The organism is Streptomyces sp. NBC_01351, assembly GCF_036237315.1.
GTDB lineage: Bacteria > Actinomycetota > Actinomycetes > Streptomycetales > Streptomycetaceae > Streptomyces.
Genome location: NZ_CP108356.1, coordinates 1,301,508 through 1,316,542 on the forward strand (window position 1 = coordinate 1,301,508; position 15,035 = coordinate 1,316,542).

8 protein-coding genes are annotated in these 15,035 nt (G+C 69.6%); 4 read left to right on the plus strand and 4 right to left on the minus strand.

The window, feature by feature from the left end; all coding sequences use genetic code 11:
* Window positions 1-33: 33 nt before the first annotated feature.
* Entirely contained in the window at window positions 34-621 is a 588-nt protein-coding gene (locus tag OG625_RS06090; RefSeq protein WP_329377065.1) for a TetR family transcriptional regulator, read from the minus strand.
* A complete protein-coding gene (locus OG625_RS06095; RefSeq protein WP_329377067.1) occupies window positions 618-2,144 on the minus strand; it encodes an FAD-dependent monooxygenase in 1,527 nt (508 codons plus the stop codon). The genes OG625_RS06090 and OG625_RS06095 overlap by 4 nt, the downstream gene beginning before the upstream one ends.
* Before the next feature lie 554 nt (window positions 2,145-2,698).
* Here OG625_RS06095 and OG625_RS06100 point away from each other — a divergent pair.
* Complete coding sequence (locus tag OG625_RS06100; RefSeq protein WP_443067867.1) at window positions 2,699-4,759, plus strand: flotillin family protein; 2,061 nt, start codon at window positions 2,699-2,701, stop codon at window positions 4,757-4,759.
* Between the two features lie 98 nt (window positions 4,760-4,857).
* Complete coding sequence (locus OG625_RS06105) at window positions 4,858-9,792, plus strand: DNA repair ATPase (protein ID WP_329377071.1); 4,935 nt, start codon at window positions 4,858-4,860, stop codon at window positions 9,790-9,792.
* 14 nt (window positions 9,793-9,806) lie between these two features.
* On the opposite strand, the gene OG625_RS06110 is transcribed toward OG625_RS06105, so the two are convergent.
* Window positions 9,807-10,688, minus strand: coding sequence for a potassium channel family protein (locus tag OG625_RS06110; protein WP_329377073.1), 882 nt, complete (start codon window positions 10,686-10,688; stop codon window positions 9,807-9,809).
* Window positions 10,689-11,087: 399 nt separating this feature from the next.
* On the opposite strand from OG625_RS06110, the gene OG625_RS06115 reads away from it, so the two are divergent.
* Entirely contained in the window at window positions 11,088-12,629 is a 1,542-nt protein-coding gene (locus tag OG625_RS06115; RefSeq protein ID WP_329377076.1) for an alanine/glycine:cation symporter family protein, read from the plus strand.
* Between the two features lie 249 nt (window positions 12,630-12,878).
* The gene (nhaA, locus tag OG625_RS06120) at window positions 12,879-14,174 is read left to right on the plus strand and encodes a Na+/H+ antiporter NhaA (protein ID WP_329377078.1); all 1,296 of its coding nucleotides are present in this window, start codon (window positions 12,879-12,881) and stop codon (window positions 14,172-14,174) included.
* A gap of 401 nt (window positions 14,175-14,575) precedes the next feature.
* Here nhaA and OG625_RS06125 read toward each other — a convergent pair whose 3' ends face one another.
* Window positions 14,576-14,890, minus strand: coding sequence for a hypothetical protein (locus tag OG625_RS06125; RefSeq protein WP_329377080.1), 315 nt, complete (start codon window positions 14,888-14,890; stop codon window positions 14,576-14,578).
* Window positions 14,891-15,035: the final 145 nt, after the last annotated feature.

Consider the following 15,035-nt stretch of genomic DNA (forward strand, 5'->3'; position numbering starts at 1 on the left):
AGCTTCACCACTCGTGCAGATAGCTGCTGTCTGTCAGGCGGTACGCAAGGCACCGAACGCCTCGCTGACCAGGGCGGGCAGTTCCAGGGCTCCGTCACTTTCGACCCAGGCGGCGAGCGCCGTGGTCACCGCAGCGAGCGCGGCCGCAGCAGTGACACGAGTGGCGAGATCGCTCTCCTCCGGATTCCGTGCCCGCAGAGCATCCGCGAACAACCGCTGGGTTGCGTACTGGGTGTCCCAGGTGCGGGCGCGCAGGGCCGGCGTATCGAAGATCAGTCGCGTACGGGCGAGCAGCGTGTCCCTGCCGGTGGCGTACACCGCCTCCAGGCCCTGACCGAGAGCGTTACGGAGGGCGGTGAGGCCGTCCTCCTGCGGCGGCCGCTCCTGAATGAGTCGGACGATCAGCGGGTCGTAGTCGTCGGACTCCACAACCGCTTCCTTGGTGGGGAAGTACCGGAAGAACGTCATGTGGGAAACGCCGGCCGCGGCGGAGATCTCCTCGACGGTGGTGTTCTGGTACCCCCGCTCCAGGAACAGCCGCAGCGCGTGCTCCTGGATCGTCCGCCTGGTCTGCGCCTTCTTGCGTTCCCGCAGCCCGGGCGACGTGGGGGACGTACTCATGGGCCTGTCGCCTCCGGACGATCGTTGTGCCTGCTTCCTCCGCCGTTGACAAGTATGCGTTCCAGCGCCCTGCCGAGAGCTTCGGGAGAGGTTCCGTGCCAGGCGAGATGGCCGTCAGGTCGAACCAGCACGACGCGCTGCCGTCCCTCCACCGCCGTGAGGGTGGTGACGCGGTCCGCACCAAGGCGCCGACGGGCGACCACCTCGTGGTCGGCGCTGACCCCGGCGGGTGTGAGGAGGGCCCATCCGGTCCGCAGTTCGGCGTACAGGCGGGTGGTGGTGCCGTCCTGGCGGATGCAGGATCGGTCGGGTACCCGGTCGCCTTGCAGAGGGCCGGAACCGGGGACGTGGTGGCCGGCGCCGAGCGGGCCCCTTCGGTAGGTGAGGGTCAGCTGAGAGGACTTCTCCCAGAGCCGGCGCTGCACCGAAGGCCGGTTCAGCAGGGGTACGAACACGTGATCTCGCAGGGTCCGCGCCAGAGCGGTCTGTCCGAGAATCATGCCCGTCATGGCGCTCGTGGACGCCAGGACCTCGCGGGCGACGGGCCTGCGTTCCGCCTCGTAGGAGTCGAGCAAGCCGTCCTCGGAACGTCCGGTGGCGACGAGGGCGAGCTTCCAGGCGAGGTTCTCCGCATCCCCCAGCCCGGTGTTCATGCCCTGGCCGCCGAACGGACTGTGGATGTGCGCGGCGTCGCCGGCGAGCAGGATCTTGCCCGCTCGGTATGACGATGCCAGGCGCCGGTGGATCCGGAAGGTGGACGTCCACAGGACCTCGCGCACAGCGCCCACCGGAACGCCTGCTTCTTTCTGGAGCAACTCGGTCAGCACCGTCATCGGTCCGGCGTCGGATCCGGTCGGCGCCGGGGCCATCAGCCGCCACATGTCCTCGCCCGGAAGAGGAAACACACCGAGCATCGTGTCCCCGCGCAGGCAGACCGCGACCGAGTCCCTGGGAATCGGCAGACGGGCCGTCACATCGGCCAGCAGAAAGCGTTCGACGACAGGAACGCCCGGGAAGCCGATCCCGGCGGCCTTGCGTACGCGGCTGTGTGCGCCGTCGCATCCCACGAGCCAAGCGGCCCGCTGCTCGCCGTCGCCGAGGCGCAGAACGACCTCGTCCACCTCTTGGTGAACGTCCAGCAGCTCGCGGCCCCATTCGACCTCGACGCCGAGCGCGGCCAAGCGGTCGCGGAGCCGCGCCTCGACTTCGGACTGGGACATGAGCAGGCCGGGTCTGGTCACCAACTTCGTGGGCTGCCCCACGGGGAGTCGCGCCAATGGACTGCCGTCCACGTACGTGAGGACGTGCGCGATCGGCACGGATCGTTCCGGCAGGTCGCCGAGAGCCCCGAGGCGGTCGAGTACCTCGGCCCCCCGGGGCTGCAGACCCAGCGCTCGGGAGGTCATCGCCGGTCCGGGCGCTTTGTCCAGCACCCGGACTGCGACTCCGGCAGCCTGCAGTCCGCAGGCCAGAGCGAGTCCGGTCGGCCCGGCACCGGTCACGACGACGGTCGTCGAAGGCATCGCCACCACCTAAAGTTAGCAACTAACTAATGTTAGACGCTAACGCAAATGTCAGACTCCCGCATCCTGCAGCGGCATTAAAACGGCGTAAAGATTGCCAGCGGTCAGCAATGTGGGCAGGCCCTGGCTTGACGGAAGATGCCTCAAGAACGGGATGGCCCAGGCGTTTGATGCCGGGCTCCGGAAACATGTGGTCACGGCAGGGGGGGAAGCGTGGACGAGTACACCGAGGCCGCTTCGGGTTCCCCGACCCCGCTCTTCCCGGATGAACCCGGGCCGTCCCGGCGCTGCTTCGCCAGCTGACGGAAGCGGTCGGGACCGGGCAAACGAGGAATCCGGCCCAGCACGGGACGGCCGCAGTGGGGCGTCCCGGGCCGTCCGTCACTCGTGGGCAGCCCCTCCGCTCCGGCATCGCTGCCGCGCGCCACGCCGGGGATCTCGCGGACGGCGCCTTCCGGTAGCACCTCTCAACGACATACGGCGACAGCTCGGCCTCACGGCCTGGCCGCCGCCGCTCAGCTACGCACTTTCATGGGGGAGTTCTCGTGGATGCCATATCAACGGGCCTTGGCACACTCGTCATCGTCGTCATCGTCGTCGCGATCGCCGCGCTGATCGCGGTGACCCGGCTGTTCCGCAAGGTCGAGCAGGGCAAGGCCCTGATCGTCTCGAAGATGCGGAAGGTCGACGTGACCTTCACCGGGCAGGTCGTGCTGCCCGTATTGCACAAGGCCGAGGTCATGGACATCTCGGTGAAGGCCATCGAGATCTCCCGTACCGGCCGCGACGGTCTGATCTGCCAGGACAACATCCGCGCCGACATCCGGATCTCCTTCTTCGTCCGCGTCAACAAGACTGCCGAGGACGTCATCAAGGTCGCCCAGGCCATCGGAACCGCACGGGCCAGCGACAAGGCGACCCTGCAGGAGCTGTTCAGCGCCAAGTTCTCCGAGGCGTTGAAGACCGTCGGCAAGCAGATGGACTTCACCGACCTCTACACCATGCGCGAGGAACTGCGGTCCCGGATCATCGAGATCATCGGCATCGACCTCAACGGCTACAGCCTTGAGGACGCGGCCATCGACTACCTGGAGCAGACGCCCCTCGCGCAGCTGGACGCCGGCAACATCCTGGACGCCCAGGGCATCCGCAAGATCACCGAGCTGACGGCCATCGAGAACGTCCGTACCAACGAGTTCCGCCAGCACGAGCAGAAGGAGATCACCCGGCAGAACGTCGACGCCCGCGAGGCCATCCTGGAGCTGGAGCGCCGACAGGCCGACGCCGAGACCAAGCAGCGCCGGGAGATCGAGACCGTGCGGGCCCGCGAGGAAGCCGAGACGGCCCGCGTGGTGGAGGAGGAGCGCCTGCGGGCGCAGGGAGCCTTCCTCAAGACGGAGGAGCAGCTCGGCATCCAGCGGGAGAACCAGGCCCGCGAGGTGGCCGTGGCGCAGAAGAACCGTGAGCGGGTCATCGCCATCGAGAACGAGCGCATCGAGAAGGACCGGCAGCTGGAGGTCATCGCGCGGGAGCGGGAAACGGAGCTGACGCGGATCTCCGCCGACAAGGAGGTCGAGATCCAGAAGCGGGACATCGCCGAGGTCGTGCGCGAACGCGTCGCGGTGGACCGGACGGTCGCCGAGCAGGAGGAGTCCATCAAGCGGCTCCGGACGGTCGAGGAGGCGGAGCGCACCCGGCAGGCCGTGGTCATCGCCGCCGAGGCCGAGGCCCAGGAGAGGCTCGTCAAGGACATCAAGGCCGCCGAGGCGGCCGAGCAGGCGGCCGTCCACCGGGCGGCGGAGGAGCTCACCCTCGCCGAGGCCCGCAACAAGACAGCCGACCTCGACGCCCGCGCCAAGATCCGTCTGGCCGAGGGTATCCAAGCGGAGGCCGCCGCCGAGGGCCTGGCCGCGGTCGCCGTACGGGAGAAGGAAGCGGACGCGATCGAGAAGGCCGGCCGGGCCGAGGCCGGGGCCACGACGGCGCGGCTGAAGGCGGAGGCCGACGGCGCCCGCGAGATGGCACTGGCCGAGGCGACCGCGATCGGCGAGAAGCTGAAGGCGGAGGCCGAGGGCCTGACCGAGAAGGCGGCGGCGATGGCCGCCCTCGACGAAGCATCGCGCACCCACGAGGAGTACCGGCTGCGGCTGGAGGCCGAAAAGGAGATCCGGCTCGCCGGCCTCGACGTGCAGCGGCACGTCGCGGAAGCCCAGGCCACCGTGCTCGCGACAGGGCTGGAGAGCGCCGACATCAACATCATCGGCGGCGAGTCGGTGTTCTTCGACCGGATCGTCGGGGCGATGTCGATGGGGCGCGCCGTGGACGGATTCATGGACAACTCCCAGACCGCAAAGGCACTGGCGGAGCCCTGGCTGGACGGCTCCGGATCCTTCACCGGGGACCTGACCAAGGTGCTCGGCTCGGTCTCCACATCCGACGTGCAGAACCTGACCGTGTCCGCCCTGCTGATGAAGCTCATGCCCGCCGGATCGGGGCAGCTGGACGAGCTGATCGCCAAGGCCCGGCAACTGGGCCTGGCCGACATGCCCGTGAGCGGGCTCACCGATGCCCTCACCACTGCCAACGGCGCCGTCAACGGCACCGCCAAGAGCTGACCGACACGGGGGTGCGGTCAGGGGTTGCGGAGCCGCCGCGGAGGGGGCGGCGGCTCCGCAACCGCGTCACCGCCTTGAACGACGAGGAGCTGGACCAGATGACCACGGCCACGAGCACGGTCAGGGCGACGGAGCCGGAGACGGTCTCCGAAACGAACGCCGGACTGGACGCCGGGACGTACGGGGTGCTGCGCGACCGGCTCACGGCCCAGGCCGCAGAGCTCACCCGCCGCACCGAGACGCTGAACAAGGCCAGAATCGAGGAGTTCGGCTCCACCGGGCTCGTGCTCTCGGGATCCGGGCGTTTGCGCACCGAGGAGAGCAGGACGGCCCGCGACATCGTCGCGGTCGGAGACGTCCTCCTCTTCGGCTGCAACGGTGCCGCTTCCACCGGTCCGGATCGGGCCGTCTCCGACGTTCTGGCCCTCTACGACCGCGATTTCAACCCGCTCCCCGCCGACGCGGCCCCCGGCCTGCTCGACGACCCGGAATTCGTCAGGGAGTTCACCGCGCTCCACCGGTACTACCGGGGTGCGCGCCTGCTCCAGCTGCGCCGGGTGGACGGCAAGCTGCTGGCCGTGTTCCGGACCGGGGAGCAGGCCGAGGACATCCGCGTCCTGCGCTGGTCGCTCACCCCGGACGGTCAGGCCCGGTTCCTGGACGCCCGTGGCGAGCGCGATCACGTACTCCCGGCGGCGCACGAGGTGAAGTGGCAGGAGACCACCCGGGAGGACCACGTCCAGGGCCGCCATCCGCACGTCTCCATCGACGGCCGCCTCTTCGTCTCGACAGTGGGCGGCGCGCTCACGGTGAAGACCGACAACGACACAGAAACGGACGAGGGCGTCCACCGCGAGCCCGTCGATGAGCCGCTCCAGTCCCTGGCCGATGCCGACATCGCACACGCCTCTGTCGGCCCGCTGATCCTGCTCCGGATCCGCCCGTACAAGGAGCAGACGCGACGCCACCTGGTCTTCAACTCCGTGACGGGCACGGTGGTCCGGCTCGACGGCATCGGGCAGTCCTGCCGGCGGCTGCCGGACGACGAGGGCATCGTCTTTCCCGGTGGCTACTGCCTCGGCTCCGGCACCGTCCGGACCTTCGACCCGGCGGTCGCGGACCCGACCGGCCTGGAGTTCGAGCGGACCTTCCGCGCCCCCAACGGCGAAGACGTGCTGTTCGCCTTCCACGCCCGCTCCGAGGGACGCACCCTGCTGCTCCCGTACAACGTGATCCGCAAGGAGGTCGCCGCGCCGATCTCCTGCCACGGCCACGCCCTGTTCGACGACGGAGCCCTCGTCGTCCTGCGGGCCGTTGCGAACGAGCCGGCTCGAACGCACCCGGTGCAGACCTGGCAGACCCCCTTCACCTCCGACACCCACCCCTCCCCCGCCGGAAGCGGCTCGCTCGGCCGGATCGGCAACGCCGACCTGGTCCGGGGCATCGCCGACTGCCTGGCTGTCGCACGACAGGCCTCCGAGACCGGATCAGCACCCCGCGGACCGCTGTACGAGGCGCTGCTCTCCGCCTGCGTCAAGGCCGCCGACCGGCACCCCTGGCTGGGCGACACGGAGGCCGGCGAGCTGCGTGGCGCGCTGGAGGCGGTACGGGCCACCGCACAGCAGGTCCTCGACGAGTTCGAGTCCGTCACCGCCCTCACCCGGCAGGCGGCCGACGCCCTCGCGGAGTCCGCCCGGAACATCGCCCGGCTGGTGCGCCGCGCCCGTAGCGAGTCCCCGGCCACTGCCGAGGAGTGGATCGAGCGCATCGCCGAACTGCGCCGGGCCCATGGACACCTGCTCACGCTCGGCGATATGCGGTACGCCGACACCAGCGCCATCGAAGCCCTGAGCCATGACGTGGCATCGGACATCGCCGCTGCCGGGCAGCGCGCCGTGGCCTTCCTCTCGCGTGAGGACGTCTTCGACGCGCATGTGGACGAGGCCGAACAGCTCGCCGTCGACGCCGGGGCGGTCCCCACCGTCGCCGAGACCGCTCCCCTCCGGGAACGTCTGGAGGAGCGGAGCTTCGGCCTTCAGTCCCTTGCCGAGGTGGTCGCCGACCTGGACATCGGCGACGCGACCGTCCGCACCGCCATCCTGGCGCGCATCTCCGAGGTGCTCGCCGCAGCGAACCGGGCCCTCGCCGCGCTCGCATCCCGCCGCCGAGAACTGCTCGACATCGAAGGGCGCGCCGGGTTCACGGCGGAGTTCGCGCTGTTGGGCCAAGCCGTCACCGGCGCCCTCGCGGCGGCCGGCACCCCCGAGGAGTGCGCGTCCCAACTCGCCCGTTTGCTACTTCGGTTGGAGAACCTGGAGGCGCGCTACGCGGAGCACGACGGGTTCCTGACCGAGATCGCCGGGAAGCGAGCCGAGGTCCACGACGCGTTCTCCGCCCGCCGGCAGACGCTCCAGGACGCCCGCGCCCGACGTGCCGAGGCCCTCGCCGACTCCGCGCGCCGTGTGCTGGAGACGGTCTCCCGCCGGGTGACGACGCTGGACAGCGCCGACGAGATCCACACGTACTTCGCCTCCGACCCGATGGTGAGCAGGGTCCGGCGCATGGCCGACGAACTACGCGAACTCGGCGATGCCGTCCGGGCGGAGGAGCTGACGGGTCTGCTCTCGGCCGCACGGCAGGAAGCGGGGCGCGCGCTGCGCGACCGTACGGAGCTGTTCGCCGACGGCGGCGAGACGATTCGCCTCGGCCGGCACCGGTTCGCGGTCACCCGGCAGTCCACCGAGCTGACCCTCGTACCGCACGGGGACGGCCTGGCCTTCGCGCTCACCGGCACCGACTACCGCCGCCCGGTCACCGATCCGCAGTTCGCCGCCACCCGGCCGTACTGGGACCGGCTGCTGCCGTCCGAGTCGGCCGTGGTCTACCGCGCAGAGTACCTGGCGGCCCGGCTGCTGGCCGAACACGGCAGCGCGGCTCTCACCGCTTCCGACCTGGATGCCCTCGTCCGTCAGGCAGCCGAGGCCGCGTACGACGAGGGCTACGAGCGCGGAGTGCACGACCACGACGCCGCCGCCATCCTGCGCGTGCTGCTGCGCCTGCACGAGAGCGCCGGGCTGCTGCGCTACCCGGCCCGGGACCGGGCGGCCGCCGCACTGTTCTGGGCACACGGCACGACCGCCGAGGAGCGCGCCTCCCTCACCCGCCGCGCCGCCTCCCTGGCCCGGGCACGCGACACCTTCGGGCCCAGTGCGGCGCTCGACGCCCTCCGAGGCGAACTAGCCCAGGCCATAACGGCTTTCGCTCTCGACACGGCCGCGGCGGCTCGCTCCGCCGAGTACCTCTTCGAAGAACTGGCCTGTGAACCGGCCGGGTTCGCCGTTTCCGCCGCGGCCCACACTTTCCTCGACAAGTTCCGCCGCAGCGTGGGCGCCTCGCCCTATGACGAGGACCTCACCGCCCTCCCGGACCTCGCCGCCCGCAGCCAGCTCGTCGAAGGCTGGCTCACGTCCTACGCGGCGGCCTGCGGCGAGGACATCGACGACGGCGACATCGCCGAGGCCGTCGCCGTCGAGCTGTGCACCGGCCTGGACCGCTACGAGGCCGCCGGCGCCACCATCGCGACCGTATCCGGGCTGCTCGGCGCCCACCCTCGGATTAGCGGACGTTCCCTCGTCCTGCGCCTGGACGAATTCCTCGCCCGCAACGCCGACTTCGCCGCGCAGGACGTCCCGGGCTTCCGTGCCTACCAGCGGCAGCGCGGCGTCCTCACGGCGGCCGAGAACGAGCGGCTCCGGATCGATTCACACCGTCCGCGGGTCATGTCCTCCTTCGTCCGCAATCGGCTGGTCGACGAGGTGTACCTCCCCCTGATCGGTGACAACCTCGCCAAGCAGATCGGAGCGGCCGGGGCCGACAAGCGCACGGACAGCAGCGGGCTGTTGATGCTCATCTCACCGCCCGGATACGGCAAGACGACCCTCGTCGAGTACGTCGCCGAGCGCCTTGGGCTGCTCCTGATCAAGATCGACGGTCCTTCCCTCGGGCACGGCACGACCTCCCTCGACCCTGAGGCTGCCCCGGATGCCACGGCCCGGCGCGAGCTGGAGAAGATCGCCTTCGCACTACAGGCCGGCAACAACGTGATGCTCTACCTGGACGACATCCAGCACACCTCGCCCGAACTGCTCCAGAAGTTCATCCCGCTGTGCGACACGACCCGTACGCTGGACGGCCGCGACCTGCGCGGCAAGCGGTTCGCCGTCTGCATGGCCGGCAACCCGTACACCGAGTCCGGGCAGCGCTTCCGCGTCCCCGACATGCTCGCCAATCGCGCCGACGTCTGGAACCTGGGCGACGTCCTCACGGGGAAGGACGACGCCTTCGCGCTCAGCTTCGTCGAGAACGCACTCACTTCCAACCCGGTCCTGGCTCCGCTCGCCGGGCGCGACCGCGCGGACCTGGAGCTCCTCGTCCGCCTCGCCGACGGGGACCCCGCCGCCGGCCGTGACCGGCTCGCCCACCCCTATCCCTCGGCCGAGTTGGACCAGATCCTCGCCGTGCTGCGTCACCTCCTCACCGCGCGGACGACGGTCCTGGCGGTCAACGCCGCCTACATCGCCTCCGCGGCCCAGAGCGAGGCGAGCCGAACCGAACCGCCGTTCCGGCTCCAGGGCTCCTACCGCAACATGAACAAGATCGCGGCCCGGCTCTCGCTGGTCATGAACGATGCCGAGCTGACCGCTCTCGTCGACGACCACTACGCGGCAGAGGCCCAGACCCTCACCACCGAGGCTGAGGCCAACCGCCTCAAGCTCGCCGCCCTGCGCGGCACCCTCACCCCGGAGCAGGAGGCCCGCTGGGCCGCGGTCACCGCCTCCTACGTCCGGGGCCAGGCCCTCGGAGGCCGGGACGACGACCCGCTGACCCGGGCGGTCGCCGCACTCGGCCTGCTCGCCGACCGGGTCGCCGCTGTGGAGGGCGCCATCACCCGGGCGACGGACCCGCGCCACCTGCTCGCCCTCCCGGGCGGCCGGCACGCTGCCCGGGAGGGCGACCACGGTCTACGGGGGTGAAGGCGGGACGGTCATCAGGTTCCGCCACCCGTGTGGCGGCCGTGGTCGTGGGCGAAGGTTTCGAAGACTTCCCTTGCTGATCCCCGGGTGCGGAGGAAGCGTTCGTCGAGGATGGCGGCCAGGTCGTCCAGCGCTGCCCTGAGCACGGCGGCGGACAGCCGGACGTCGGGGTGGCGGGCCGCGGCGGCCTGGTCCGCCAAGTTCATGGCACAGGTGATCTGGCGGGCGAGGGAGGTCCGGTCGTCGCCGTCGTGGAAGTAGTAGGACTCTGCGTACTGCTGGAAGTCGACGGAGACCACAGCCACTGCCCCGGCCAGGCCGTCCAGGATGGCCGCGCCCGCGTCGGCGTCGATCTGCTCCGTCGTGGGATAGGTGCGGGCGAGGTGGGAGAGGCGCAGGGCGAGGGCGCGGCGGCGGGCCAACGCGGGGTAGATGCCGAGTGTCCATGCCACCGTGGCGCTGAGCAGGGCGAAGCCGACGAGGGCCTCCATGGGGGCGAGGATCCGGAGCCATCCCTCGGCGGGTGCGATGTCGCCGAGCCCGAGGGTGGAGATGTGGACCAGGGACACGTACAGGGCGTCCGCGAATCCCGCGTGGTCGGCGGGCTTCAGTCCGGTGGCGTAGGTGAACGCCTGCGGCATGTGCGGCCAGTAGATCAGGGTCCATCCCAGGACCGCGGTGAGGGCCCAGGCCGCGACCACGATCACCATGGCGAGGGGGCCCGCCAGCCCTGAGGCCCGGCGGCGCAGGGGCAGGGAGGCGGCCAGCCGCCACAGGGCTGTCATGACCAGTCGGCTGAGACCACCGTGCCGCGTGGGGTGCCACAGGGTGTGGAACACGTCCCGCAGGACCAACAGCACCAGGGCCGCGCCCGCAAAGGTGATCAGCCAGTTCATGCGGACTTCTTTACCCGCTCCCTCGTCTCCTCAGCCCCGTGGCTGGCCTCCGGAGAGCTGTCGCCCACATGCCGCGTCCGCTCAGCAAAACCTCAAATCCGGATAACGATCGCATCACCGCACCTGGGAATCGCACGCCAGCCGCCCGCAGCAGTGATCTGGATCACTAAAGATCTCGTAAAGACCGTGCTATGAATACGCAACTCCGCTTCGGCACCACCCCTCGCCGCATGCGGAGCGCCGGCACGCACCGGCCAGAACAAACCAGGAAGGTCTCACTCCGAGTCCACGGATCGAGACGACCAGGGTCGCCGACCGGACAACGGCGTTCGCTCAAAGCCCGCATCCACAGCCGCCGCACCGCACTGCGCCGGCTCTGCGCCATCGAGGTTTTGCCAGATGTCACTCGACACCATCACCAGCTCCATCGACGATGCCGTCAGCGGCTTCTTCGAGCCCATCGCCACATGGCTCGGAGAGATCGTCTTCTACTCCGTCCCCGTGGCCGGCACCCAGCTCCCGCTGATCGTCGCCTGGCTCGTCGTGGCCGGTCTGATCTTCTCCGGCTGGTTCGGCCTGGTGCAGATACGCAAGTTCCGGCTCGCGATCGACGTGGTGCGCGGCAAGTACGACGAGAAGGGGTCGGCCGGTGAGGTCAACCACTTCCAGGCGCTGACCGCGGCCGTCTCCGGCACCGTCGGCCTCGGCAACATCGCGGGTGTGGCGGTGGCCGTCTCCATCGGTGGCCCGGGCGCCACCTTCTGGATGATCCTCTGCGGCCTGCTGGGCATGGCGACGAAGTTCGTCGAGGTCACCCTCGGTGTGAAGTACCGCGAGGTGCACGCCGACGGCTCCGTCTCCGGCGGCCCGATGCACTACCTGCCCAAGGGTCTGGCCGAGCGCTTCGGCGCCCGCGGCAAGACCCTCGGCAAGGTCCTGGCGGTCCTCGCCTCCGCGATGATCCTGTTCTTCGGTCTCTTCGGCGGCAACCTCTTCCAGGTCAACCAGTCCTACGCGCAGCTGGTCTCCGTCACCGGCGGTGAGAGCGGCATGATGGGCTCCTCGGCCGGCGCCCTGTTCTTCGGCATCCTGATCGCCGCGATCGTCGGCATCGTGCTCCTCGGCGGCATCCGCTCCATCGCCTCCGTCACCAGCAAGCTCGTTCCCGCGATGGCCGGCATCTACATCGTCGCCTGCCTCGTGGTCATCCTCGTCAACGTCTCCGCCGTACCGTCCGCGATCTCCACGATCATCGAGGGTGCCTTCAACCCCGAGGGTGTCGCCGGTGGTGTCCTCGGTGCGCTGATCATCGGCTTCAAGCGGGCCGCGTTCTCCAACGAGGCCGGTCTCGGCTCTGCCCCGATCGCCCACTCCGCGGTCAAGACCAAGCACCCCGCCAGCGAGGGCCTGGTCGCCCTGCTGGAGCCGTTCATCGACACCGTCGTCATCTGCACCATGACCGCGCTGACGATCGTCATCGCCAACCCGGCGAGCTGGGGCGAGGCCCGCAAGGGCGAGTCCATCGGCGGCGTGACCATCACCTCCGACGCCTTCGGCACGGTCCTGCCCTGGTTCCCGTACATCCTCACCATCGCGGTGATGCTGTTCGCCATCTCCACCGTGCTGACCTGGGGCTACTACTGCATGAAGGCCTGGACCCACCTCTTCGGCCGCAGCAAGGCCAGTGAGCTGACGTTCAAGGTCATGTACACCCTGTTCGCGGTCGCCGGTTCCCTGCTGACCCTGCAGACCCTGATCGACATGGCCGACGCGGTTCTCTTCATGCTCGCCGTCATCAACATCATCGGCCTGTACCTGCTGGCCCCCGTGGTCAAGCGCGAGCTGAACTCCTTCCTCGCCTACGTCCGCCGCCGCGACGCCGGCCTGGACACCGAAGCAGACGAGGACGAAGACCAGGAGCCGGTGAAGACCACCGTCTGACCGTCCCCCCGGCGGCCCGGCTCCTGAGCGGGCTCGTACACACCTTGCGCCTTGGTGTGTACGAGCCCGCTCATCTGCATTTCAGCAGGTGAGAACCCCTCTGGTGGGATCCGGTGACCCGGGATAGGGTGTAAAGAACGCGTCAAGGGGCAGCTGGCTGCCCGCGACGCGCGGTGTGCCGGGAAGTCTGGTCGGCGTCCTTGGGGCCGTGTGCCCATTTCCAGCCGATGCCCCCGGAAGGCTTCCCGTATGAGCAACCAGCGCCCACGTATCGTCTTCGGCCTCATGCCGTGGCCCGAGCGGCAGGCCATCGCCTCCGCCCTGCGCACCGAGACCGTAGGCGGGCTGGTTCTCCTCGCCGCCGCCGTGATCGCGTTGATTTGGGCCAACACCCCGTTCAGCGGCGCCTATGAGGCGATACGCGACTTCCACTTCGGCATACCCGCCCTCGGCCTGGACCTCTCCGTGGGGCACTGGACCGCCGACGGCCTCCTCGCGATCTTCTTCCTCGTCGCCGGCATCGAACTCAAACGCGAACTGGTCGTCGGCGAGCTGCGCACCCCCGCCACGGCCGCCCTCCCGGTCATCGCCGCCATCTGCGGCATGGCCGTGCCCGCCGCGCTCTACGCCGCAACCGCCTCGGCCGGTGGCGGCAGCCTCGACGGCTGGGCCGTCCCCATGGCCACCGACATCGCCTTCGCGCTGGCCGTGCTCGCCGTGATCTCCACCCACCTCCCCGCCGCCCTGCGCGCCTTCCTCCTCACCCTCGCCGTCGTCGATGACCTCGGCGCCATCCTCATCATCGCGATCTTCTTCACCAGCGACCTGAACCTCTGGGCGCTCGGCGGAGCCTTCGCCGGCCTCGCCGTCTTCTACCTCCTCCAGCGCTACCGCGTCCGCGGCTGGTGGTGGTACGTGCCCCTCGCCATCGCGATCTGGGCCCTCATGTACAACGGCGGCGTGCACGCCACCGTCGCCGGCGTCGCCATGGGCCTCATCCTGCGCACCACCCGCGACAAGGACGAGAAGGCCTCCCCCGCCGCTCGCGTCTCGCACCTGCTGCACCCCTTCTCCGCCGGTGTTGCCGTGCCGCTCTTCGCCCTCTTCGCGGCGGGCGTCAGCATCTCCGGACCCGCCCTGGCAGAGGTGTTCACCACCCCCGAACCGCTCGGCGTCGTCATCGGACTCGTCGTCGGCAAGGTCCTCGGCATCTTCCTCGGCACCTACCTCGCCGCCCGCTTCACCAAAGCCGAGCTCAACCCCGACCTGGCCTGGGCCGATGTCCTCGGACTGTCGGTCCTCGCAGGCATCGGCTTCACCGTCGCCCTCCTCATCGGCGAGCTCGCCTTCCCCGGCGCCGCCGTAGGAGAGCACGTCAAGGCGGCCGTACTCATCGCCTCCGTCACCGCCGCCGTCCTGGCGGCCGTACTGCTCCGCCGCCGCAACACCGTCTACAAGCGCCTGTACGAGGAAGAGAACCTCGACGCCGACGCCGACGGCATCCCCGACATCTACCAGCGCGAATCGAAGGCTCCTGCTTCCTGACCCGGCTGAACGAAGAGGGACGTCAGCACGAACCCGTTCACCGGAGCAGCGGGCCACGTGTGACATCCCGCCTCAGCGACTTCAGGAAGGGCGCCCTTCATTCTGTACAGCGCCCTGGAGCGGGCCGTTGAAAGAGGCATCGCACGCTGTCCCGCCCTCAAGCCTTCATGGCGCCCGTCAGCGCCGCTCTCGCTCTGAAACGTTCGCAGCCATCATGACCAACCCCGTGAACAAGCACGACAGTCCGATGAAGAGCACGGGGAAGCCGGGCTCTGGCAGGACGTACACGAGGGCTCCCGCCAGCGAGAGAGGCACCCCCACAGCCACGAGCAGCATCCCGGCACGGAATTCCGTGGCGTTTGCGCGGAGCCAGATCCTGACTCGGGTACGGAGGGTCATCGTCACCGTTCACCTTCTGGAACGAGCCGGCGAGCAGCCCTGAGTGCCAGCACCAGAAAGGCGACTGCCGCTCCACCGCAGGCGACGCCCACCGCTACGCCCGCCGTGACGACCCCCAGTGGAGCGTCGACCATCCGCGGCAGCGTGTTCAAGGGCGCCTGCAGGTAGAGGCAGAGAATCGCATAAGCGTACGGCCTGCTCACCTCTCGCGCGCCCAGGCGGGAAGGCGTCCAGCCGACGAGCAGGGCGATCGCAAAAGGCAGCAGGAGCAGCGTCGCCGCCGCGAGGGCGAGGGCGTGCGCCAGATTTCCGTTCATGGGTACCTCTCCGGTGCGGATGCCCACGCTACGCGGTCACGACCGTGAAGCTGCTTGCCGGAACCCGGCAGTACAGGCGGTGTGGAACTGCCGTCAGGATCCCGTCAGGAAAGCGTAAGGGTCGTATAAAGTAACCCCCGGTGTG

Excerpts from the sequence above, each read along its gene's own strand:
- OG625_RS06090 (WP_329377065.1), bottom strand. The coding sequence starts at position 621 with ATGAGTACGTCCCCCACGTCGCCCGGGCTGCGGGAACGCAAGAAGGCG.
- nhaA (WP_329377078.1), top strand. The coding sequence starts at position 12,879 with ATGAGCAACCAGCGCCCACGTATCGTCTTCGGCCTCATGCCGTGGCCC.
- OG625_RS06110 (WP_329377073.1), bottom strand. The coding sequence starts at position 10,688 with ATGAACTGGCTGATCACCTTTGCGGGCGCGGCCCTGGTGCTGTTGGTC.
- OG625_RS06125 (WP_329377080.1), bottom strand. The coding sequence starts at position 14,890 with ATGAACGGAAATCTGGCGCACGCCCTCGCCCTCGCGGCGGCGACGCTG.
- OG625_RS06105 (WP_329377071.1), top strand. The coding sequence starts at position 4,858 with ATGACCACGGCCACGAGCACGGTCAGGGCGACGGAGCCGGAGACGGTC.
- OG625_RS06095 (WP_329377067.1), bottom strand. The coding sequence starts at position 2,144 with ATGCCTTCGACGACCGTCGTCGTGACCGGTGCCGGGCCGACCGGACTC.
- OG625_RS06115 (WP_329377076.1), top strand. The coding sequence starts at position 11,088 with ATGTCACTCGACACCATCACCAGCTCCATCGACGATGCCGTCAGCGGC.